The sequence below is a fragment of the Leucobacter chromiiresistens genome (assembly GCF_001477055.1).
GTDB classification, from domain to species: domain Bacteria; phylum Actinomycetota; class Actinomycetes; order Actinomycetales; family Microbacteriaceae; genus Leucobacter; species Leucobacter chromiiresistens_A.
Map to the genome: position 1 here is coordinate 25,332 of NZ_LDRK01000018.1, position 20,774 is coordinate 46,105.

General features: G+C 68.2%; 18 protein-coding genes. 10 read left to right on the plus strand and 8 right to left on the minus strand.

The features are described from left to right. The first annotated feature begins 45 nt into the window (after window positions 1-45). From NS354_RS03795 to NS354_RS03815, 5 genes are all read left to right on the plus strand, one after another. On the plus strand, window positions 46-702 hold the full coding sequence (locus NS354_RS03795; protein WP_058593278.1) for a phosphoribosylanthranilate isomerase: 657 nt from the start codon (window positions 46-48) through the stop codon (window positions 700-702). Next, on the plus strand, window positions 699-2,666 hold the full coding sequence (locus NS354_RS03800; RefSeq protein ID WP_058593279.1) for a BCCT family transporter: 1,968 nt from the start codon (window positions 699-701) through the stop codon (window positions 2,664-2,666). Before NS354_RS03795 ends, NS354_RS03800 begins: the two co-directional genes overlap by 4 nt. Window positions 2,667-2,873: 207 nt before the next feature. Then, a complete protein-coding gene (locus tag NS354_RS03805; protein ID WP_058593280.1) occupies window positions 2,874-5,879 on the plus strand; it encodes a glycosyl hydrolase in 3,006 nt (1,001 codons plus the stop codon). A 38-nt stretch (window positions 5,880-5,917) separates the two neighbouring features. Next, window positions 5,918-7,243 (plus strand): carboxypeptidase-like regulatory domain-containing protein, encoded by a 1,326-nt coding sequence (locus NS354_RS03810; protein ID WP_193750695.1) that lies wholly within the window; start codon window positions 5,918-5,920, stop codon window positions 7,241-7,243. A gap of 103 nt (window positions 7,244-7,346) precedes the next feature. Beyond that, window positions 7,347-8,210, plus strand: a complete 864-nt coding sequence (locus NS354_RS03815) for a M23 family metallopeptidase (RefSeq protein ID WP_241490327.1) — start codon at window positions 7,347-7,349, stop codon at window positions 8,208-8,210. Between the two features lie 52 nt (window positions 8,211-8,262). Here the strand turns inward: NS354_RS03815 and trpD are convergent, their stop codons facing one another. Continuing rightward, the gene (gene trpD / locus NS354_RS03820) at window positions 8,263-9,333 is read right to left on the minus strand and encodes an anthranilate phosphoribosyltransferase (protein ID WP_058593283.1); all 1,071 of its coding nucleotides are present in this window, start codon (window positions 9,331-9,333) and stop codon (window positions 8,263-8,265) included. 195 nt (window positions 9,334-9,528) lie between these two features. Between trpD and ctaE the strand changes: the two genes are divergently transcribed. The 4 genes from ctaE to qcrB are packed head-to-tail and all read left to right on the plus strand — an operon-like array spanning window position 9,529 to window position 13,760. Further along, entirely contained in the window at window positions 9,529-10,143 is a 615-nt protein-coding gene (gene ctaE, locus NS354_RS03825) for an aa3-type cytochrome oxidase subunit III (RefSeq protein WP_010157250.1), read from the plus strand. 20 nt (window positions 10,144-10,163) lie between these two features. Next, window positions 10,164-10,973, plus strand: coding sequence for a cytochrome bc1 complex diheme cytochrome c subunit (qcrC, locus tag NS354_RS03830; RefSeq protein ID WP_058593284.1), 810 nt, complete (start codon window positions 10,164-10,166; stop codon window positions 10,971-10,973). Window positions 10,974-11,019: 46 nt separating this feature from the next. Then, window positions 11,020-12,135, plus strand: coding sequence for a cytochrome bc1 complex Rieske iron-sulfur subunit (gene qcrA, locus NS354_RS03835; protein WP_058593285.1), 1,116 nt, complete (start codon window positions 11,020-11,022; stop codon window positions 12,133-12,135). Continuing rightward, window positions 12,132-13,760: a cytochrome bc1 complex cytochrome b subunit gene (qcrB, locus tag NS354_RS03840; RefSeq protein ID WP_058593286.1), complete on the plus strand. Its 1,629-nt coding sequence runs from the start codon at window positions 12,132-12,134 to the stop codon at window positions 13,758-13,760. Before qcrA ends, qcrB begins: the two co-directional genes overlap by 4 nt. A gap of 816 nt (window positions 13,761-14,576) precedes the next feature. Here qcrB and NS354_RS03845 read toward each other — a convergent pair. The 6 genes from NS354_RS03845 to NS354_RS03870 all read right to left on the minus strand — a co-directional run bounded on the left by NS354_RS03845 (window position 14,577) and on the right by NS354_RS03870 (window position 18,995). Beyond that, window positions 14,577-15,050: a TetR family transcriptional regulator gene (locus tag NS354_RS03845; RefSeq protein ID WP_058593287.1), complete on the minus strand. Its 474-nt coding sequence runs from the start codon at window positions 15,048-15,050 to the stop codon at window positions 14,577-14,579. A gap of 2 nt (window positions 15,051-15,052) precedes the next feature. Further along, entirely contained in the window at window positions 15,053-15,496 is a 444-nt protein-coding gene (locus NS354_RS03850; protein WP_010157256.1) for a GNAT family N-acetyltransferase, read from the minus strand. Window positions 15,497-15,508: 12 nt separating this feature from the next. Further along, window positions 15,509-15,931: an aa3-type cytochrome oxidase subunit IV gene (gene ctaF / locus NS354_RS03855; protein ID WP_010157257.1), complete on the minus strand. Its 423-nt coding sequence runs from the start codon at window positions 15,929-15,931 to the stop codon at window positions 15,509-15,511. Window positions 15,932-15,949: 18 nt separating this feature from the next. Then, window positions 15,950-17,593 carry an aa3-type cytochrome oxidase subunit I gene (gene ctaD / locus NS354_RS03860; protein ID WP_058593288.1) on the minus strand — a complete coding sequence of 548 codons (1,644 nt, stop codon included), beginning with the start codon at window positions 17,591-17,593 and terminating at the stop codon, window positions 15,950-15,952. 17 nt (window positions 17,594-17,610) lie between these two features. Beyond that, window positions 17,611-18,459, minus strand: coding sequence for an aa3-type cytochrome oxidase subunit II (ctaC, locus tag NS354_RS03865; protein ID WP_082677877.1), 849 nt, complete (start codon window positions 18,457-18,459; stop codon window positions 17,611-17,613). A gap of 161 nt (window positions 18,460-18,620) precedes the next feature. Continuing rightward, window positions 18,621-18,995 carry a HesB/IscA family protein gene (locus NS354_RS03870; RefSeq protein ID WP_058593290.1) on the minus strand — a complete coding sequence of 125 codons (375 nt, stop codon included), beginning with the start codon at window positions 18,993-18,995 and terminating at the stop codon, window positions 18,621-18,623. A 148-nt stretch (window positions 18,996-19,143) separates the two neighbouring features. Here NS354_RS03870 and NS354_RS03875 point away from each other — a divergent pair, with 148 nt between their 5' ends. Then, on the plus strand, window positions 19,144-19,713 hold the full coding sequence (locus NS354_RS03875) for a DUF3043 domain-containing protein (RefSeq protein WP_058593291.1): 570 nt from the start codon (window positions 19,144-19,146) through the stop codon (window positions 19,711-19,713). Here the strand turns inward: NS354_RS03875 and NS354_RS03880 are convergent. Continuing rightward, a complete protein-coding gene (locus tag NS354_RS03880; protein WP_058593292.1) occupies window positions 19,710-20,771 on the minus strand; it encodes a quinone-dependent dihydroorotate dehydrogenase in 1,062 nt (353 codons plus the stop codon). The two genes, NS354_RS03875 and NS354_RS03880, sit on opposite strands and share 4 nt — an antisense overlap. Window positions 20,772-20,774 lie beyond the last annotated feature (3 nt).

The window sequence follows — 20,774 nt, forward strand, 5'->3', positions numbered from 1 at the left end:
ACCCTTCGTTCGGTACGCTGGAGCGTCGGAAACGGAAGGATGAGCATGTACGTCAAGATCTGCGGGTTGCGCGATCCCGCGCACGCGGCGCTCGCTGCCGACCTCGGCGCGAACGCCGTGGGCGTGGTGATGAGCCTCCGGAGCTCCCGTCATGCGACGGCGGACGAGGCGCGTGCGGTGATCTCGGCGGCTCGCGCAGTGCGCCCCGACGTGGACGCCGTGCTCGTGGTGAACACGATCGGCGCTGAGGAGGCCGCGGCGCTGGCGCACGAGCTCGGCTTCGACGTGCTGCAGCTGCACGGGAACTATGCGGCGGAGGATGTCGCGGCTGCGCGAGCCTCACTCCCCCGGGTCTGGCGGGCGACGTCGCTCGCGCACTTCCCCGAGCTGCGCGCGGGCGAGCTCGGCGAGGAGCGGCTGCTCCTCGACGGCGCCGTCCCGGGTTCGGGGGCGACGTGGGATCTGACGCCGCTCGGCGCGGATGCCGAGCTCAGAGCTCGGATCGGGAACGAGTGGCTGCTGGCCGGAGGCCTCGATCCCGAGAACGTCGCGCAGGCGATCACTCTCGCCCGCCCCGGCGGCGTCGACGTGTCGAGCGGCGTCGAGCGCTCCCCCGGGCAGAAGGACCCGGACCTGATCAGCAAGTTCATCGGGGCCGCGCGCGCAGCGTCGGCGCCCGTGGAAGAGGGCGGACGCGAATGAACGAGACGCACGAGCCGGCGAAGCGCACGCGGAAGATCACGCTGCCGACGCCGCCACCCGTTCCGCACCCCGGGCTGATCCCGGGCATCGGCGTCGAGCAGACGGGCGTCAGGTTCGCGACGAACTGGGTCGTGCTCGGCGTGGCCGTTGCGAGCACGCTGGCGGTCATCGTCTGGGCGTTCGTCGCGCCGGATTCCATCGCGGTCGTCGGCGGTGCATCACTCACCTGGGTCACCGAGAACTTCAGCTGGCTCTTCGGCTCGCTCGCGATCGCCGTGGTGTGCTTCATGCTCGTCGTCGGGTACGGCCGCACCGGAGGAATCCGCCTCGGCTCGGACGACGAGGAGCCCGAATTCTCGACGCTGTCATGGATCTCGATGCTCTTCGCGGCGGGGCTCGGAATCGGCCTGCTCTTCTACGGCCCGCTCGAGCCGCTGACCTACTTCCTGAGCCCTGCCCCGGGTCTCGACGTCGAGCCCGCGAGCGCGGAAGCCGCGCTTCCCGCCCTGGCGCAGACCATCCTCCACTGGGGGCCGATCGCCTGGTCCTTCTACGCGCTCGTCGGCGGCGCCATCGCGTACAGCGCGTACCGGCGCGGCCGCGCTCCGCTCATCTCGGCGCTCTTCGAACCGGTCTTCCCGGGGAGCAGCAATCGGGTTCTCGGGCGCGTCATCGACATCTTCGCGATCATCGTGACGCTCTTCGGCACCGCCGTGTCGCTCGGCATCGGCGCGCTGCAGATCGAGAGCGGGTTCAGCATCGTGACCGGCCTCGGCCCGATGGGCAACGCGTTCATCGTGGGCGCCATCGCGATCCTCACCGCCTGCTTCATCGCATCGGCCGTGGCCGGGGTGAAGAAGGGCATCCGTCGACTCTCGAACTTCAACATGCTCCTGACGGGCGTGCTCGCCCTGTTCGTCTTCATCGTGGGCCCGACGGTCTACGTGCTCAACTTCCTGCCCGCATCGATCATCGAGTTCTTCCAGCAGGCGATGATCATGCTCGCGCGCAACCCCAATCAGGGCGAGGATGCGACCCAGTTCCTCTCGCAGTGGACGACGTACTACTGGGCGTGGTGGGTCTCCTGGACCCCGTTCGTGGGTATGTTCATCGCGAAGATCTCCCGCGGCCGCACGATTCGCGAGTTCGTGACGACGGTGGTGCTCGTGCCCTCGGCGATCGTGATCACGTGGTTCGTCATCTACGGCGGAACCGCCATCTTCCAGACCCTTCAGGGCGCTCGACTCGACGCCGGCGGCTCGGGCGAATCCGTGCTCTTCGACATGCTGGGGGCGCTCCCGTTCGGCACGGTGACCTCGGTGATCGCGATGCTCGCCGTGCTCGTGTTCTTCGTGACCGCCGCCGATTCCGCATCGATCGTGATGGCGTCGATGTCGCAGACCGGACGCCCCGAGCCGTCGAAGTGGGTGACGATCGTGTGGGGCCTGCTGCTCAGCCTCATCGCGATCGCGCTGCTGCTCGCAGGCGGGCGCGACACGCTCGCGGGCCTGCAGTCCCTGATGGTCGTCTCCGCGCTGCCGTTCGCCTTCGTGGTGATCGGGATCATGATCGCCTGGGCGAAGGATCTGCGCACCGACCCGTACATCATCCGTCGCGCGTACGCGCGCGCCGCGATCGCGCAGGGCGTGCGACGCGGCATCGACGAGCACGGAGATGACTTCGTGTTCGGCACGAGCAGCGTCCCCGCGAACGAGGGCGCCGGAGCCGGGTTCGACAGCGAGGATCCCGCGCTCACCGAGTGGTACGTCGATGCGACCACCGGCCCCATTCAGCAGGTGACCGGCGCGGACGTGCGTACGGCGCTGGAGCCAGGTCGGATCACGCCGCCCGGTCCGGAGCGCGACGACCGCACGGCGTCGGGCGATGCGGCGATGACCACGGCTCCCGACGACGAGAGCGGCGAGAATCGCGCCCCCGAGGATCGCTCCCCCGGCGAGCGCTGACGCGCAATCGGACCGAAACCGACTCGACTCGCGGCTGACTGATTCGAGCACCGCAGCCCCCGGCGATAGCACGTCGCGTGACGCTCCGGCAACGTTGACTTTGCGCTGGCGCGCTCAGTAGGCTTTTCGTGCACGGTTTTGAAACGATTCAACTCAACGGCGAGTGCGCGAGACCACGGCGCCGTTGTCGCAAGGGAGCGCAATCGCATGCCACACGACGTCGACCGCCGTCCATCCGGACTGACACGCCGACAACTCATCCGCTACTCCGCCGTCACGGCCGCAGGCGTCGCAGCCCTCTCGGCCTCGCCGGCATCGGCGGTCCCACTCGCCAGAGCTGAGGCGACGGCCGCCGCCGGCACTGCGCTCGACGGCTTCACCCGGCCCGCCGTCGCCACCGCCCCGCGGTTCCGCTGGTGGTGGCCGAACGGGCAGGTCGACCTCGAGCAGATCGCCGCCGAGGTGCGCACCGCGGCTCGCTCCGGGTTCGGCGGGCTGGAGATCTCCGACGTGCACCACAGCGTCAAGAGCGGCCTCGACATCGAAGAGTTCGGCTGGGGCGGCGCGCACTGGGTCGCAGCGGTCGAAACCGCTCTGGCGACCGCCGAGGCCGAGGGCATCGAGATCGACATCACCCTCGGCCCCTCCTGGCCCGCCGCGACGCCGAACATCACGCCGCAGTCGCCGGCCGCGATCAAGGAGATCGCGCACGGCTCCGTCACCCTCGCCCCGGGCGCCGCGTTCTCCGGAGCCCTGCCCGAGCCGATCACTCCCCCGGAGCCCGGCGTCACCGAGCGCACGCTCATCGGCGTGCATGCGCTCGAGATCGTCAGCGTGGCGAAGACGACGGTGCTCCGTCGCGCCAGCATCGTCGACCTCACCGGCGACGTCACCGGGGAACGGCTCGAATGGACCGCGCCCGCGACGGGCGGCTCCTGGGTGCTCCTCGCCTACTGGGAGCGGGGCAGCGGCCAGCGCCCCGAGGGCGGCGAGCACACCGATCCGACATCGTACGTCGTGGACCACTTCAGCGCCGCGGGCGCCCAGACGCTCATCGACTACTGGGAGGCGAATCTCCTCACCGACCGCATCAAGAGCCTGCTCGGGTCGGTGGGCGGCAGCTTCTTCGAGGACTCGCTGGAGATCGAGACCCACGCGACGATCTGGACGCCGAAGGCGCGCGAAGAGTTCCAGCAGCGCATGGACTACGACATCTTCCCCTTCCTCCCGGTCCTCGTCGAGACCAAGGAGAAGTACCTCTACGACTACGACGACATCGTCACCACGCGCGTGCGCGACGACTTCAACCAGGTGATGAGCGACCTCTACACGGAGCACCACCTCATCCCGCTCCGCGACTGGGCGCACGCGTACGGTCTCGAGTACCGCGTGCAGGCTTACGGGCTGGAGCAGGATTCCATCGCCCAGGCCGGCATCGTCGACATTCCCGAGACGGAGTCGCTCGGAGCGAAGAACGTCGATGACTACCGCGTGCTCGCGAGCGGCCGCGACATCGCCGGCCGCACGCTGCTCAGCTGCGAATCGTCGGCGTACCTCAACAAGGCCTACCTCACCACCTGGCGCAACGAGGTGCTCTTCACGCTCGCGGAGACTTTCTGCGGCGGCGTGAACCAGACCGTGCTGCACGGCTTCGCATACGCCGCGGCACCCGGCGCGGCGTGGCCCGGGTTCGCCGCCTTCTCCCCTTACAACGGCGGGGTCGGGTACTCCGAGGCGTGGGGGCCGCGGATGCCGGTCTGGGCGCACCTCGATCGCGTTGCAGCGGCGATCTCGCGCACCCAGTGGGTGCTCCAGCAGGGCCGACCGCAGTACGACATCGCGTTCTTCCGGCAGAAGGGCTGGGCGCAGACCGGGATCGGCGCGCCGTGGGCGACGGCGGCGGGCATTCCGATCGGCTGGTCGCACGGCTTCCTCAACGAATCGGGTCTCTTCCAGGAGAGCTCGGTGCTGCAGGGAGGGCGCTTCGCGCCGCAGGGCGGGAACTACCGCGCGATCATTCTCGACATCGACCGCTTCCGCGGCAGCGAGGCGACCATGTCGGTGCGGGCGGGAGAGGCGCTGCTGGCGCTCGCGGAGAAGGGCCTCCCCCTCGTCTTCTTCGGCGACTGGAGCGCGCCGGCGTCGACCGGATACCGCGATGATGCGACGAACCGCAGGGTGGCCGAGCTCATCGCGCAGATGCGGGCGCTGCCGAACGTCGCCGACGCCGCGGGCAACGACGACATCCCGGTCGCGCTCGACGCGCTCGGGGTCGGACGCACGGTGAGTCACGCGAGCTCGACGCTGAAGCACATCCATCGAGTCGACGACGGCAACGACTACTTCTACTTCGTCAACGCCAAGCACAACCCCGCGAAGGATCGGCTCGCGCTGATCGAGCAGGAGGTGACCGTGATCGGTGCATCGGACGCGCACGTGCCGTACGCGCTCGACGCATGGACGGGCGCGATCCGCCCCATCGCGAACTACCGGAGGAACGGGGCCGCGATCACGCTCGCGCTGCGGCTCCAGCCGGCGCAGTCGACCGTCATCGTGCTCGCCCCCGCCGGCTGGGCCGGAACGACGGCGCCGCGCGCCGTGGTCGTCGAGTCGAGCGGAGACGACGTCTCGGTGGCGCCGGACGGCGCGGTATACCTGCATGCGACCCGGTCCGGCCCGCATTCGGTGCGGTTCGCGAGCGGACGCGAGAAGCAGACGCTCGTGCCCGCGCTCCCCGAGCCGCTCAGCCTCACGGAGTGGTCGCTCAGTCTCGATGACTGGCAACCCGCAGCCGACGGCGTCGCGACGCAGCACGTGACCCACCGGGTGGAGCGCGATGCCCTCGGCGCGTGGTCGCAGATCGGCTTCGCCGAGGTCGCCGGGATCGGCGACTACCGCACCTCCTTCGCGCTCGACGCCTCGTGGCGTCCGGGCACGGGAGGTGTGCGGCTCTCTCTCGGGCAGGTGCTCGACACCTTCCGCGTGTGGGTGAACAGCGTGCCCGTCGATCAGGTCGACCTCACCGACACCGACATCGACATCTCCGCTTACGTGCGCCTCGGCCGCAACACGCTGCGCGTCGAAGTCGCCTCTCCCCTCATCAACCGGCTGCGCGTCGTCACCCCCGCCGTCTACGGCGTCGTGGCACCCCAGGCCTACGGCCTCAGCGGACCGGTGTCGATCGCCCCCTTCGGAAAGGCGCGGGTGGCTTGACCATGAGCTCCGTGCACATCAACACGAGAAAGTTCCTCATGACCCGTCGCTCCCCCCACCGCCGCGGACTGCCCGGAGTCGCGGTCGCGGCCGTCGTCGCGCTGCTCCTCGGACCCCTGGGGTCGACCTCCGCCCAGGCCGCCAATGCGACCATCGAGGGGAGCGTGACGGAGGCCGATGCTCCCGTCGCACGAGTCACGGTCTCCGCCTACCGCTGGGACGACGAGCGCGGCTCGTGGGACTTCGAGCAGGAGTCGGAGACGGCGCCGGACGGCACGTGGGCGCTCGACTTCCTGCCCGACGGCGCGTACACCCTGCAGTTCGACACCTCCGTATCGACCGCGCGGTTCGCACTGGGTGAGTCGCTCGGCCGCAACGCGACCTACGCGGACGACGAGCCGACGTTCGAGATCGCCGACGGAACGACCCGAGCGGCGCCGTTCGCCGAGCACGAGCTCGAGCGCTGGGGCGGCGAGGTCACCCTCTCGGTCACCGATGGCGGCGAGACGCTCATCGATCTCGACGACGCGGTGGCGCAGCTGCGGGGCATCGATATGAACGGAGACGCCTCGGAATCGCAGCGCGAGTACGCCGACGAGTCAGGCGTCGTCACGATCTCCCGAGTGCCCGCCGGCGGGTATGTGCCCTGGGTCGCCGCCCGGGGCGAAGCCGCGGCACCCGCGCCGACCGACGCGCTCGTCCTGCCCGGCGCCGCGGTCGATCTCGGAGCCGCCGCGCTCGGACCGGCGCCGGAGGGAACGCTCGTCGGAGGCGAGCCCGCACTCACCGGCGAATCGCGCGCCGGAGAGACGCTGACGATCGTCGATCCCGAGTTCGACCCGGATCCCGAACGCGTCTCCCACCGCTGGAGCGCCGCCGGCAGCGCTCTGTCCGAGACCAGCGCATCGCTCGAACTCACGGAGCCGCTCATCGGCGAGTCGGTGACGGCGTGGGTGTTCGCGCACCGGGCGGGCGCTGCGCCGTTCATCGGCCTGGTCGCCTCCGACCCCGTCGCACCCGCTGCGGCCGGCGCCGGGGCCGATGCCGCGGCGTCCGGAACGGGAGCCGCAGCCGACGCGTCCGGGTCGAGCACCGCGGGCGGCGCGGCCGCGGGCGACTCGGACTCCGCTGGTGCCGACGCCTCGGCCGCAGCCGGCGGCGGATCCGATGCGGGATCGGACGGGGCGGGCGCCGGTGCCGGTGGGTCCGGCGGGGGCGACGGGTCGGAGGACGGCCCGCTGCCGGTCACCGGAGCCGAGCTGACGGGTATCGTCGCGCTCGCGCTCGCACTGCTCGCGGGCGGGGCGATCCTCGTCCTCCGCCGTCGCAACCGACTCGATCCCGCCGCTCCCGGGTCTGAGTGACGCAGGGATGGGCGTCGCCGTCCGGTGGCGCCCATCAGCCGCACCGAGTACTCTGGCCCCTATGCCCGAGCGGGTCGATCCGCTGCCCTCGACGAAAGACCGCATGACTCACTCCGCACCTCTGCTCGACGCCCGGAGCGGCGACGAGCGCACGGATCGCGCAGCGCTCGGCCCGTCCGTGGCGAGCCCTCGCATCGCGCACATCCCCGATGCCGCATCGCCCGCCGCCGCATCGCCCCGAGCGACGCGCACCGCGGTCACTCGCGTCTGCGCGTCGGTCAGCGTGTGCGGACTCGTCGCGACCCTCGCCCTGCCCCTGGTGCAGCAGCCGGATTCGGCGGATTCCGCCGCAGCCAGCCAGCGTCTCTTCTCCGAGGTGTCGGTCGACGACCTGCCGTCCTCGCTCGCAGACATCGACGTGGTCGACACCGACGCCCCCTCCCCCGTCGGCTACTCGTTCCGCGCAAGGTCCGTCGTCAACTACCCGTTCGCCGCGCCCGTCGCGCTCACCGACCCGTTCGGCTACCGCACCGCGCCCGTCGAGCAGTTCCATGACGCGCAGGACTTCGGGGCCGCCGCGGGCACCGAGGTCCTCGCGATCGCCGACGGCGTCGTCTCCGAAGCCGGCGAGGCGACGGACGGCTGCGGCTTCGCGCTCACGATCGACCACGAGATCGACGGCAAGCAGGTGACGAGCCGGTACTGCCACATGCAGACCGACTCGCACTCGTGGGAGGTCGGTGATGCCATTCGGATGGGCGAGACCGCGGGCCGAGTCGGCTCGACGGGAATCTCGTTCGGAGCGCACCTGCATCTCGCGCTGCGCGTCGAGGACAAGCCGATCGACCCCATGCCCTTCCTCGCGAAGTACTACCGCACCGACCGCAGCGAATCGACGACACCGTCACCCGCACCGCGAGACGCGGAGTCGCCGCGTCAGGATTCCGGGGTCGAGTCGACGGGCTGAGAGATCGAGCTGCGGCCCGCGCCGCAGCCGTCCCGCTCCGCCCGGACGCGGCTCACACCGGTGCGGACGAGGAGACCGACGTGGCGCGCGCCCAATCGGTCAGCTTCGCCGACGCCCTTCCCGAATCGATGGCCTCCGCCGCGACCTCGAGCTTCTCGGCGAGGCGGTCGAGCAGCGCGCGCTCCGCGCTCTCCGGCTGCTGCGCCAGGTCGAAGGCCACGAGGCCCGCGGCGGCGTTCAGCAGCACGATGTCGCGCACGGGGCCCCGCTCGCCCGCGAGCACGCGGTGCACGACCTGCGCGTTCTCGTCGGGCGTTCCCCCGACGAGATCGCCGATCTCCGCGCGCGGCAGGCCCAGATCGCGCGGATCGATGTCATGCTCCGTCAGCCCGCCGCGGCTCACCTCCCAGAGGCGCGAGTGCCCGGTCGTGGTGAGCTCGTCGAGGCCGTCGTCGCCGCGGAAGACGAGCGCCGACGCACCGCGCAACCGGAAGACTCCCACGAAGATCGGCACTCGATCGATGTCGGCGACCCCGACCGCTGAGGCCTCGGGGCGCACCGGATTGCACAACGGACCGAGGAAGTTGAACACCGTCGGGATCCCGAGATCCTTCCGAGCCTCGGCGACGTGGCGGAACCCGGGCAGGAAGCGCGCGGCGTGCACGAAGGCGATCCCGGCCTCGCCGAAGGAGCGCGCGAGCTGCGGGCCGTCGAGCGCCAGATCGATGCCGAGGGCGCTGAGCACATCCGAGGATCCCGAGAGGCTGCTCGCAGCCTTGTTCCCGTGCTTCACCACCGGCGCTCCCGCAGCAGCGGCCGTAATGGACGCCATGGTGGAGATGTTCACCGTACCGAAACGATCGCCCCCGGTGCCGACGATGTCGAGCGACATCGCCGGCAGATCGAGCGGCAGCGCCTCCGCCAGAATGGCGTCGCGGAAACCGATGACCTCGTCGACGGTGACCCCCTTGGACCGCAGCGCGACGAGGAACGCGCCGATCTGCGCTCCGCTCGCCTCGCCCGTCATGAAGCGCGACATCGCCCACTCGGCTTGCGAGACGCTCAGGTCGTCGCCCTCGAGCAGCGTGGTGAGTACGGTCGGCCAGGTCCGTTCGTCGATCATGGGTCGATTCTATCTACGCCGGAAAACCGCGTGATCGCGCCACTTCATCGGATGAATGCGGGCGTCCGGGTGCGCAGCGGAGAGGCTCGGAGACGGTAGGCTACCGGGGAAGGCTGCAGAAAGTTCGGCTCGCCGTGTCCGGGTGAAAATGCACACCTGACTTTCAGCCATAATGGAAGGGTGACAACGACCACTATGAATACCAAGTCAGCCGTGCCCGCGGTGAAGCGACCGAATCTCGTCGCCGTGGGTACGATCGTGTGGCTCGGCAGCGAGGTCATGTTCTTCGCGGGCCTCTTCGCGATTTACTTCACGCTGCGCGCCATGAACCCCGAGCTGTGGGCTGAGCAGACCGAGAAGCACAACTTCACGTTCGCGCTGATCAACACGCTCATTCTGGTCGCGTCGTCATTCACCGCGCAGGCGGGCGTCTTCGCCGCCGAGCGCATGCAGCCGCGCGCCACCGGCGCGAGCCCGAAGAAGTGGGGAACCGTCGAGTGGTTCTACCTGACCTTCTTCATGGGTGCCATCTTCGTCGCGGGTCAGGCGTACGAGTACGCCACCTTCGTCTCCGAGGGCATCACGCTCGCCTCGGATCCGTACGGCTCGGCGTTCTACATGACCACCGGCTTCCACGGCATCCACGTGTCGCTGGGTCTCGTCGCCTTCCTGCTGGTCATCGGGCGCATCTACGCCGTCAAGAACTTCACGCACAAGGAAGAGACGACCGCTGTCGTCGTGTCGTACTACTGGCACTTCGTCGACGTCGTGTGGATCATCCTCTTCATCGTCATCTACGTCCTCAAGTAGGGTCAGGAGCAATCGACATCATGGCTCGCGCCAAGAAGAATCTTCGCAAGTCCGGCCGCCGGCACCCGCTCGCAACGGCCGCGCTCGTCGCCGTGGGACTGCTCGTGACCGGTGCAGCGTACGCCGGCTTCAGCCAGACCTCGGCGACCGCAGAGGTCGACCTCACCTCCCCCGCGACCATCGAGGCCGGCGAGAAGCTGTTCGGCGCCAACTGCGCCACGTGCCACGGCGCCGCCGCAGAGGGGACGCCCGACGGCCCGACGCTCATCGGCGTCGGTGCGGCCTCCGTCAACTTCCAGGTCGGTACCGGCCGTATGCCGCTCGCCTTCCAGGGGCCGCAGGGCATGGTCAAGCCGCAGCAGTTCACCGAGGAGCAGACGCTGCAGATGGCTGCGTACGTCGCCTCGCTCGCCCCGGGACCCGGCCTCCCCGAGACCCAGTACCTGCAGGCGGACAGCGATGACGAGGGCATCGCGAGTGGCGCCGAGCTCTTCCGGATCAACTGCGCGATGTGCCACAACGTCGCAGCTGCGGGCGGTGCGCTCACCGAGGGCAAGTTCGCCCCGAAGCTCACCGGAGTCGCTCCGACGCACATCTATGAAGCGATGATCACCGGCCCGCAGAACATGCCCGTCTTCAACGATGCGAACATCACGCCGCAGCAGAAGGCCGACATCATCTCGTACCTCAAGTACATCGAGAACCAGCCCGCGGTCGGCGGCATCACGCTCGGATCCATCGGCCCCGTCGCCGAGGGTCTGTTCATCTGGGTGATCGGACTGGGCGCCATCATCGGCCTCACCGTCTGGGTCACCGCGAAGTCGAACTAGTCGACGACGCGTCACAGTTTTCATGAGTCAGGAGTCAAGGAGCAACATGGCAGAGGAAGCGAAGAACAACGGCGGCGATCACGCCGCCGTCGTTGCCGCCGGCCACGGCTCGGTCGGAGCGGGCGCAGGCACTGCGGTCATTCCGTCCGACGCCGTGCAGAATCCGGGCCTTCCCCCGCACCGCAAGCGCGTGACGGATCTCGATCCGAAGAAGGAGAAGAGCGCCGAGCGCACGGTGTACACCCTCTTCTACCTCTCGATCGCCGGCAGCCTCGGCGCGGTGCTCGCCTACATGTTCTTCCCGATCGAAACGGGTGAACTGCTGGCGATCCGCCTGCACACGATGTTCGTCGGCCTGGGCATGGCACTCGCCCTGCTCGCGGTCGGCATCGGCGCCGTGCACTGGGGCAAGGCCATCATGGCCGACCACGAATCCGTGGACTACCGCCATCCGGTCGCGAGCGACACCCCGACGCGCGAAGCGTCCGCCGAGGTGTTCAAGCTCGCCGACGAGGAGTCGGGCTTCTCCCGCCGCTCGCTGGTGCGCAACAGCCTCATCGGCGCGCTGATCGCATTCCCCCTCCCCGGTATCACGCTGCTGCGCGGGCTCGGGCCGCAGGATCGCGATCCCGTCGAGCTGGCGCACCACACGATGTGGGCCGAGGGCGTGCGCCTTGCACGCGACCCCTCCGGCGTTCCGATCAAGGCCAGCGAGGTCACGATCGGCTCTGCCTTCCACGTCATCCCCGAAACGCTCAACCACGAGGACTTCGAGAAGATGACCCTCGACGAGCGAGGCGGCAGCGTCCACCTGCTCGACGCGAAGGCGAAGGCCATCGTGCTGCTCATGCGCCTCAACCAGGAGGATCTCCGCGAGCTCCCCGAGCGCAAGGACTGGTCGTACGACGGCATCGTCGCGTACTCCAAGGTCTGCACGCACGTCGGCTGCCCCGTCGCGCTCTACGAGCAGCACACGCACCACCTCCTGTGCCCCTGCCATCAGTCGCAGTTCGACGTCTCCGAGCACGCGAAGGTGATCTTCGGCCCGGCGAAGCGCCCGCTTCCCCAGCTGCCCATCACCGTCGACGACGAGGGCTACCTCGTCGCGCAGAGCGATTTCCATGAACCCGTCGGCCCGAGCTTTTGGGAGCGCCTCAAGTGAGCAGCACTGTCACCGAATCCCCCGCGTCGAGCCAGCAGGCTCAGAACGGCTCGAGCCGCTTCACGGCCGCAGCCGCGAACTACCTCGACGAGCGCACGAAGATCGGCGTCGCGGTCAAGGAGTTCGGCCGCAAGGTCTTCCCCGACCACTGGTCGTTCCTCCTCGGCGAAGTGGCACTGTACAGCTTCGTCGTCATCCTGCTCTCGGGCACCTTCCTGACGCTCTTCTTCCAGGCCTCGATGGTCGAGACGCACTACACGGGCCCGTACGTGCCCATGAAGGGCGTCGAGATGTCCGTGGCCATGGCCTCGACGCTCGACATCTCGTTCTCCGTGCGCGGCGGCCTGCTCATGCGTCACGTGCATCACTGGGCCGCGCTGCTCTTCGTCGCGTCCATCGGTCTGCACATGCTCCGCATCTTCTTCACGGGCGCGTTCCGCAAGCCGCGTGAGCTGAACTGGGTGATCGGCTTCGTGCTCTTCATCCTCGCGATGGCGGAGGGCTTCACCGGCTACTCGCTCCCCGACGACGTGCTCTCGGGCAACGGCCTCCGCATCATCGACGGCATCATCAAGGCGATCCCGGTCATCGGAACCTACCTGTCGTTCTTCTTCTTCGGCGGCGAGTTCCCGGGCACCGCGATCGTCGGCCGCCTGTACATGCTCCACATCATGGTGCTGCCGGCGCTGGTGATCCTCTTCATCGCACTGCACCTCGCCTTCGTGGTCATCCACAAGCACACCCAGTACCCCGGCCCGGGCAAGACGCAGCAGAACGTCGTCGGCTTCCCGGTGCTGCCGGTGTACGCGGCGAAGGCCGGCGGGTTCTTCTTCATCGTGTTCGGCGTGATCGTGCTCATCGCCTCCTTCGTCGGCATCAACCCGATCTGGAACTACGGCCCGTACGACCCGTCCCCGGTCTCCGCCGGTACCCAGCCCGACTGGTACATCGGCTTCGCCGACGGCATGCTCCGCCTCATCCCGCCGGGGCTCGAGACGGAGTGGTTCGGCTACACCTGGTCGTGGAACATGCTGATCCCGCTCGGCATCATCGGCATCTTCATCGTGCTCGTCATGATCTACCCCTTCATCGAGGCGTGGGTCACCGGTGACAAGCGCGAGCACCACATCCTGGATCGTCCCCGCAACGCCCCGACCCGCACCGCGATCGGCGCCGCCGGCGTCACGTTCTACGCCGTGATGTGGGCGGGAGCGAGCTCGGACCTCATGGCGACGCACTTCCAGCTGTCGATGGAGGGCGTGATCCACGGTCTCCAGGCGCTGCTGATCCTCGGCCCGATCTTCGCCTACCAGGTCACGAAGCGCATCTGCCTCGCCCTGCAGAAGAAGGACCGTTCGATCGCGCTTCACGGCTACGAGTCGGGTCGCATCGTGCGGATGCCCGGTGGCGAGTTCATCGAGGTGCACAAGCCGCTCGACGAGTACGAGTCGTGGCAGCTGGTGAGCTACCACGATTACGCTCCCCTGATGCTCCGCCCGAACGACGACGGCCGCATCCCGTTCGGCAAGCGCCTGCGCGCCGGGTTCAGCCGCTGGTTCTTCGAGGATCGCATCGTTCCGCCCACGCAGGGCGAGATCGAGCAGGGGCGTCACGAGGGTCACTGACCCGCGGAACGCACCGCTGAGGCAGAGCCTCTGAGCACACCCCGGGTGTCGCACTGATTCGCAGTGCGACACCCGGGGTTTCTCGTTGTCGGCACATCCGTTGCATGGTGGCGGTGGCGGGCAGCTGCGCACCACTGTCGGTGCCGCGCGACCCGCGACACCTGCGCCGAACAGCCGAGCACGGGCGCACTCCGCGTCAGCGTGCAAACGCGTCAGCGTGCGAGCGTGTAGGCGTGCAATGCGCGTGGGCCTACGCAGCGTGTGGCCCCCGCCCCGGCCGCCCGACACCCCCGCCTGCGATCGACAGTGTCGCACCGTACGCTTGCCCGAGCGCCTGCATGCCGCTCCCCCGCCTGCACTTCATGACGCGGTGTCTGCGCGGCCCCACGCCCTGGGATGAGCGAACTTCTGCGGCCACCGGTCGCCCGTCTTCGGCACGGCGCACGTCGAGCGCGAACCCGCGCGGGTCAGCAGCCTTCGTTCGCTCGGCATCGTCTGCGTGCGCCCACGAGGCTCCGCGCTGGCAGAACCGGACATCCGCGACCGGGCCCGCGCGAGGTGTGCTCGTCACGTCGCGGAACGGGGCTCCCTCATACGAGATCTCCCCCTCCGCAGCGAGCGCGCGGCTGCGCGCAGAACGGATCAGGGGCGGGGACCTCATATGAACTCGAAGTCGACAGAGCGCAGGAATTCCTCAGGCGATGCACCCAGAGACGACGATAGACCGTGTCGGCCGTGAAGCAGTCGTTCCCTTCTTCACGCAGAAGCACGACAGCACCCGGTGCCGCACCGGTACGCGTCACGAACGTGAAGCAGCTACTCGCGCTCGAGCGCGTGATCGAGCATCGCGACTCCGGCGGAGCCGTACACCTGCTCGAAGTCGGCATCTCCGTACGCCTCGCGGAAGCCGCTGAGAAGCGTGATCAGGTCAGCAGCGAGCTGCGGGGCACTGACGGCGGTGAGCGCCTGCAGAATGGTGCGCTCCGCGTCCGCCAGAAGCGCGGGTGCGGCCCGCTGCGGGTGCCCCCCGGTACCGTCGCTCGCGTGCGTACGCAACCCACGGCGCTCGTGCGCGAGCACCATGCGAGTCGCGGCAGCGCAGGTCTCGAGGAAGAGCGCTTGCTTGTTGATGAAGTTGGAGTAGACGTGCGGTTGCGGCACCCCTGCTCGTGCCGCGATCGCGGCGGTCGAAGCGCCGTGAAAGCCGAAGAGGCCGAACTCGATGAGTCCGGCCTCGATCAGGCGTTCACGATTCTCGCCGGGCCGCCTCCGGGCGCGACGCTCGCTCATCTCTATCCGAGCTCGAGAATCTTACGGTAATGCTCGCCGACAGCTTCAAAGCCGCGGTGATTGTAGAAGGAGCCGAATCGTGCGGTGGATGCCGAGAGCTGACGCACTCCGCGCCCCATGCAGTAATGCTCGTTGGCCTGCATGAGGCGATCGCCGACGCCCTTGCCACGGGCGCCCTCGTCGACGACGATCTCCTGCAGGTGAGCGGTGAGGCCGGGGGCATGGAGCAGGCGCGAGACCGTCATCAGCGAGTAGCCGACCACCGTGTCATCGAGCTCAGCGATGAAGAGCACGTTGGTCTCCTGATCGCGATGCCGCAGCACGTTGTCGTAGGCGACGGAGAATTCGTCTCGGCCGATCGGCTCGCGACCGGTCGTGAACTGACGCGCCAGCCCGAACACTGCTGCGTCGTCGTCTCCGCGGCCCCTCCGAATGATGATGCTCACTCCGTGCCTTCCTTAGCGGGCGAAGTTGCCGCGGTAGTACTCGTACACCCAGCCGACGACCGCGACGATCACGACGGGCAGCGACAGGAACGACAGCCAGAAGTTGAACCCGATGCACAGGCCCAGGACGACGAGCGAGGCGCCGAATGCCAGAACGATCGGCCACCAGCTCCACGGGCTGAACTCGCCGAGCTCGGGGTCGCCGTCGTCGATGTCGGAGTCGTCGCGGTCCTCGACGAGCACCCCTCCCTGCTTGCGCTGCACGAGCATCAGGTAGGAGGCGATGAATCCGGTGAGGCCACCCGAGAGGAGGATCGCGGTGGATCCGGCCCACTCGGGGTATCCGTGCGACAGCATGTTCCACACGGTGTAGACCGCGGCCAGCACGACGAGGTAGACCGTCAGAATCCAGAAGATGACGATGTTGGATTTCATTGCTCGTTACTCCTCAGCTCACTGCTTCTCAGCGAGCTCGCGCTCGGTCTGCCGCACCGGTTGTTCGACACCGCTGATCTCGGGATGATTGAGATCGAACGCGGGCGACTCGGAACGAATCCGCGGAATCGATGTGAAATTGTGGCGCGGCGGCGGGCAGGAGGTCGCCCACTCGAGCGAGCGGCCGTAGCCCCACGGGTCGTCCACGGTCACCTTCGGCGCACGACGCGCGGTGAGGTACACGTTCAGCAGGAACGGGATCATCGACGCGCCGAGGATCATGGCACCGACCGTGGAGAGCTGATTGCCCCAGGTCACGCCGTCCGACGGCAGGTAGGTGTAGTAGCGGCGCGGCATAGCCATGACGCCCAGCCAGTGCTGCACGAGGAACGTGGTGTGGAAGCCGATGAAGAGCACCCAGAAGTGGATCTTGCCGAGGCGCTCGTCGAGGAGCTTGCCCGTCCACTTCGGCCACCAGAAGTAGAAGCCGGCGAACATCGCGAAGACGACGGTGCCGAAGACGACGTAGTGGAAGTGCGCGACGACGAAGTACGTGTCGGAGAGGTGGAAGTCGAGCGCCGGCGATGCCAGGATGACGCCCGTCAGACCGCCGAACACGAAGGTCACCAGGAAGCCGATCGACCAGAGCATCGGCGTCTCGAAGGTGATGGAGCCGCGCCACATGGTGCCGAGCCAGTTGAAGATCTTCACGCCGGTCGGCACTGCGATGAGCATGGTCATCAGCGCGAAGAACGGCAGCAGCACCGATCCCGTCACGTACATGTGGTGCGCCCACACCGTCATCGACAGGGCGGCGATCGCGATGGTCGCGTAGATCAGCGTCTTGTAGCCGAAGATCGGCTTGCGGCTGAACACCGGGAAGATCTCGGAGACGATGCCGAAGAACGGCAGCGCGATGATGTACACCTCGGGATGACCGAAGAACCAGAAGAGGTGCTGCCAGAGGATGGCTCCGCCCTCGCCGTTGTAGATCTTCGCACCGAAGATGCGATCCGCCGCCAGGCCGAACATCGCTGCTGCGAGCACCGGGAAGACGAGCAGCACCAGGATCGACGTGATGAGCGTGTTCCAGGTGAACACGGACATGCGCCACATGGTCATGCCGGGAGCGCGCATCGTGATGATCGTCGTGATGAAGTTCACGCCGCCCATGATGGTGCCGAAGCCGGAGACGCCGAGGCCGAGCACCCAGAGGTTGCCGCCGACGCCCGGCGAGTAGGTCATGTCGGAGAGCGGAGCGTAGGCGAACCAGCCGAACGAGGCCGCGCCCTGGGGGGTGAGGAAGCCGCCGACCGCGATGAGCGAACCGAACGTGTACAGCCAGAAGGCGAACGCGTTGAGGCGCGGGAACGCGACGTCGGGGGCGCCGATCTGCAACGGCATGATGACGTTCGCGAACCCTGCGAACAGGGGCGTGGCGAACATCAGCAGCATGATGGTGCCGTGCATCGTGAACAGCTGGTTGTACTGCTCCTTGGTGGCGACGACCTCGAGACCGGGAGCGAACAGCTGCGCGCGGATTACGAGGGCCATCAGGCCGCCGACCAGGAACCACACGAAGGAGCTGATCAGGTACATGTACCCGATCACCTTGTGGTCCGTGGACGTCAGCCACGAGACAATGACATTGCCCTTCTTCATCTTCTTGCTATCCCTCGTTACTCGTTCTGAGCCTTCGCCTGGTCACCCTCGAAGTGATCCTGGTTCGGGTTGTATTCCTCGGGCACCTGACCGGTGTTGCCGGCCTCGCGCAGCGTCTCGATGTACGCGTCGTACTCGTCCTGCTCGACGACCTTGACCTCGAACAGCATCATGGAGTGGTACTCGCCGCAGAGCTCGGCGCACTTGCCCATGAACGTCCCGGTCTTGGTCGGGGTGAAGCTCATGTAGTTGGTCTGACCGGGGATCATGTCCTTCTTGTAGAGGAACTCGACCACCCAGAAGGAGTGGATGACGTCGCGCGTCTCGAGGCGGATCTCGGTCGTCTTGTCGACGGGCAGGTAGAGCACCGGCATCGTCTCGGGCTGGGCCTCGCCATCCTCGTCGGTCTGCACCTGGACGCCCTGGAAGTACACATCCTCGTCGACGTAGTTGAAGTCCCACGACCAGCGCTTGCCGACGACCTCGACGACGTTCTCGGGGTTGTCGTAGCGCGCCTCGATCTTGCTCTGCTCCTGCGCGGTGAACGCGAAGAAGCCGATGACGAGGATCACGGGGACGACGGTGAAGAACGTCTCGATCGGCATGTTGTAGCGCAGCTGGACCGGCAGGCCGGTCTGGCCCTTGCGCCGGCGGTAGGCGATGGTGGCCCAGATGATGAGCCCCCACGTGATGATGCCGACCGCGAGCAGTACGATCCAGGAGGTGACCCACAGGCCGGTCACTCCGTCCGTGTGGTTCGTGGCACCTTCCGAGCCGGCGGGGAGGAAGCCCCGCTGCTGCTCGGGGGTGCAGCCCGCCAGGATCAGCGCTGCGGAGAGCGCCACCGGGGCTGCGACCCATTTCATTCGACGATTGGAACGCACCGCATACCTTTCGAAAACGTTGTTTCGCCGCACGCATGCGGGCGAAGCTGATGACTCCCTGACAGCTTAGCGCGAACGGGACCGTTCCCCGAACCACCGGGGGGTGTCGCGGACATCGTTCGCGCGGGCGCGTCGCGCCGACGTCAGCTGAAGCTGTCGCCGCACGCGCAGCTGCCCTGGGCGTTCGGGTTGTCGATGGTGAAGCCCTGCTTCTGGATCGTGTCCTCGAAGTCGATGGTCGCTCCGTTGAGGTACGGGATGCTCATCATGTCGACGACCACGCCGACGCCGTCGAACTCGACGACCGCATCGTTCTCGAGCTCGCGCTCGTCGAAGAAGAGCTGATAGATCAGCCCCGAGCAGCCGCCCGGCTGCACGGCGATGCGGAGGCGGAGGTCGTCGCGCCCCTCCTGGGCGAGGAGGCTCGCCACTTTGTCGCGGGCCGCAGCGCTCAGCTGCACGCCGTGCGCCTGCTCGGTGGCGGGGGCGCCCTCCGGTGCGATCGTGTCGGTGCTCATGCGTAACTCCTTGCTCACGTCGTGATCGTTCGCCCCCAGTCTACCGCTCGGCCGCGGCGGGCATCGGAGGCAAGTCGCGGTACGCTAGAGGTCTTCGGCGAACGCCGGGTGAGGTGGCGCGCACAGCGCTCGGAACGGGAGGATCTGCGTGGCTCAGAAGGGCGCTGCGAACGAGCAGGGTGCAACGGACGGCAGCGAGGCCGTCGTCGGCAAGGGGCGCCCCACGCCCTCGCGCAAGCAGGCGGAGGCCGCGAACGCACGCCCGATCGTCGGCTCCCGCGACAAGGCGGCGATCAAGGAGCAGCGGCGGCAGCAGGCGGAGCTGCGCGAGCGCGCTCGCATCGGCATGATGCAGGGCGACGAGCGTTTCCTCGGCCCGCGCGATCGCGGCCCGCAGCGTCGCTTCGTGCGCGACTACGTCGACGCGCGTTGGAACGTCGGCGAGATGCTCATCCCGATGATGCTCGTCGTGCTGGTGATGACGTTCATCCCCGGACCGGTGCAGGTCGTCAGCCTGTTCGTCATCTGGGCCTTCGTCGGCCTCGCCGTGCTCGATGCGGTGTTCCTGGGCATGAGGCTCAAGCGGAAGCTCGGCGAGAAGTTCGGCGAGGATCGCGTGCAGCCGGGCTACCGCTGGTACGCGGCGATGCGCGCGTTCCAGTTCCGCCCGCTGCGCGCCCCGAAGGCCGTGATCAAGCGCGGCGCCTTCCCGAGCTAGTACCGCGCGCCCGGCGCGCCGCTCCCCCGGTATCCGGCTCTCAGAAGCCCCCGGTTGATGCTGCGCGCCCAGAGCGGCCCCGCGTAGATGAAGGCCGTGTAGCCCTGCACCAGCGTCGCGCCAGCGCGCAGCCGCTCGAGTACGTCGAACGCGCTCTCCACGCCGCCGACCGAGATCACGCAGAAGTCGGGGTCGGGCTCGGCGGCCCGGATGCGTCGCAGCACGTCCAGCGATCGGTCCTTGAGCGGTTCGCCCGAGAGCCCGCCGGCGCCGATGCGCGCGATCTCCTCGTCCGATGCGCTGAGGCGCTCCCGCGACACGGTGGTGTTGGTGGCGATGATGCCGTCGAGTCCGAGCCGCTTCGCAAGGGCGACGATCCCGTCGATCTGGTCGTCCTCCATATCGGGAGCGATCTTCACCAGCAGCGGCGTCGTGCCCGCCGCTTCGCGGACGGCCGCGAGCAGCGGCTCGAGCAGTTCCAGTTCTTGCAGACCGCGCAGGCCCGGCGTGTTGGGCGAGCTGACGTTGACGGCCAGGTAGTCCGCGATCGGGGCGAGTCGCTCAGTGCTCCAGACGTAGTCCGCGACCGCGTTCTCGACCTCGGTGACGCGGCTCTTGCCGATGTTCACGCCGATGACGGGTCGTCGCCGGCGCAGCCGGGCGCGCTCGATGCGGGGCACGGCCGCCGCCGAACCGCCGTTGTTGAACCCCATGCGGTTGATCAGCCCGCGGTCGGCGACGAGCCGGAACATGCGCGGCTTCGGGTTTCCGGGCTGCGCGTGCCGCGTCAGGGTGCCCACCTCGATGTGCCCGAAGCCGATGGCGCCGAGCCCCGCGATGGCGGTCGCGTTCTTGTCGAAACCCGCGGCGAGTCCGAAGGGGCTCGGGAACGTCTGCCCGAGCGCTCGAACGCGCAGCGCGGGATCGGGGCCGCAGATCCCGCTCACCACGCGCCCCGCGAGCGGAGCTGCCTGAATGACGCGGAACGCCCAGTGGTGGGCCGTCTCGGGGTCCATGCGTCGCAGGACGGTCTTGAAGAGAATCGGGTACCAGCGCATTGC

Excerpts from the sequence above, each read along its gene's own strand:
- NS354_RS03795 (WP_058593278.1), top strand. The coding sequence starts at position 46 with ATGTACGTCAAGATCTGCGGGTTGCGCGATCCCGCGCACGCGGCGCTC.
- NS354_RS03800 (WP_058593279.1), top strand. The coding sequence starts at position 699 with ATGAACGAGACGCACGAGCCGGCGAAGCGCACGCGGAAGATCACGCTG.
- NS354_RS03805 (WP_058593280.1), top strand. The coding sequence starts at position 2,874 with ATGCCACACGACGTCGACCGCCGTCCATCCGGACTGACACGCCGACAA.
- NS354_RS03810 (WP_193750695.1), top strand. The coding sequence starts at position 5,918 with ATGACCCGTCGCTCCCCCCACCGCCGCGGACTGCCCGGAGTCGCGGTC.
- NS354_RS03815 (WP_241490327.1), top strand. The coding sequence starts at position 7,347 with ATGACTCACTCCGCACCTCTGCTCGACGCCCGGAGCGGCGACGAGCGC.
- trpD (WP_058593283.1), bottom strand. The coding sequence starts at position 9,333 with ATGATCGACGAACGGACCTGGCCGACCGTACTCACCACGCTGCTCGAG.
- ctaE (WP_010157250.1), top strand. The coding sequence starts at position 9,529 with ATGAATACCAAGTCAGCCGTGCCCGCGGTGAAGCGACCGAATCTCGTC.
- qcrC (WP_058593284.1), top strand. The coding sequence starts at position 10,164 with ATGGCTCGCGCCAAGAAGAATCTTCGCAAGTCCGGCCGCCGGCACCCG.
- qcrA (WP_058593285.1), top strand. The coding sequence starts at position 11,020 with ATGGCAGAGGAAGCGAAGAACAACGGCGGCGATCACGCCGCCGTCGTT.
- NS354_RS03845 (WP_058593287.1), bottom strand. The coding sequence starts at position 15,050 with ATGAGCGAGCGTCGCGCCCGGAGGCGGCCCGGCGAGAATCGTGAACGC.
- ctaF (WP_010157257.1), bottom strand. The coding sequence starts at position 15,931 with ATGAAATCCAACATCGTCATCTTCTGGATTCTGACGGTCTACCTCGTC.
- ctaD (WP_058593288.1), bottom strand. The coding sequence starts at position 17,593 with ATGAAGAAGGGCAATGTCATTGTCTCGTGGCTGACGTCCACGGACCAC.
- ctaC (WP_082677877.1), bottom strand. The coding sequence starts at position 18,459 with ATGAAATGGGTCGCAGCCCCGGTGGCGCTCTCCGCAGCGCTGATCCTG.
- NS354_RS03870 (WP_058593290.1), bottom strand. The coding sequence starts at position 18,995 with ATGAGCACCGACACGATCGCACCGGAGGGCGCCCCCGCCACCGAGCAG.
- NS354_RS03880 (WP_058593292.1), bottom strand. The coding sequence starts at position 20,771 with ATGCGCTGGTACCCGATTCTCTTCAAGACCGTCCTGCGACGCATGGAC.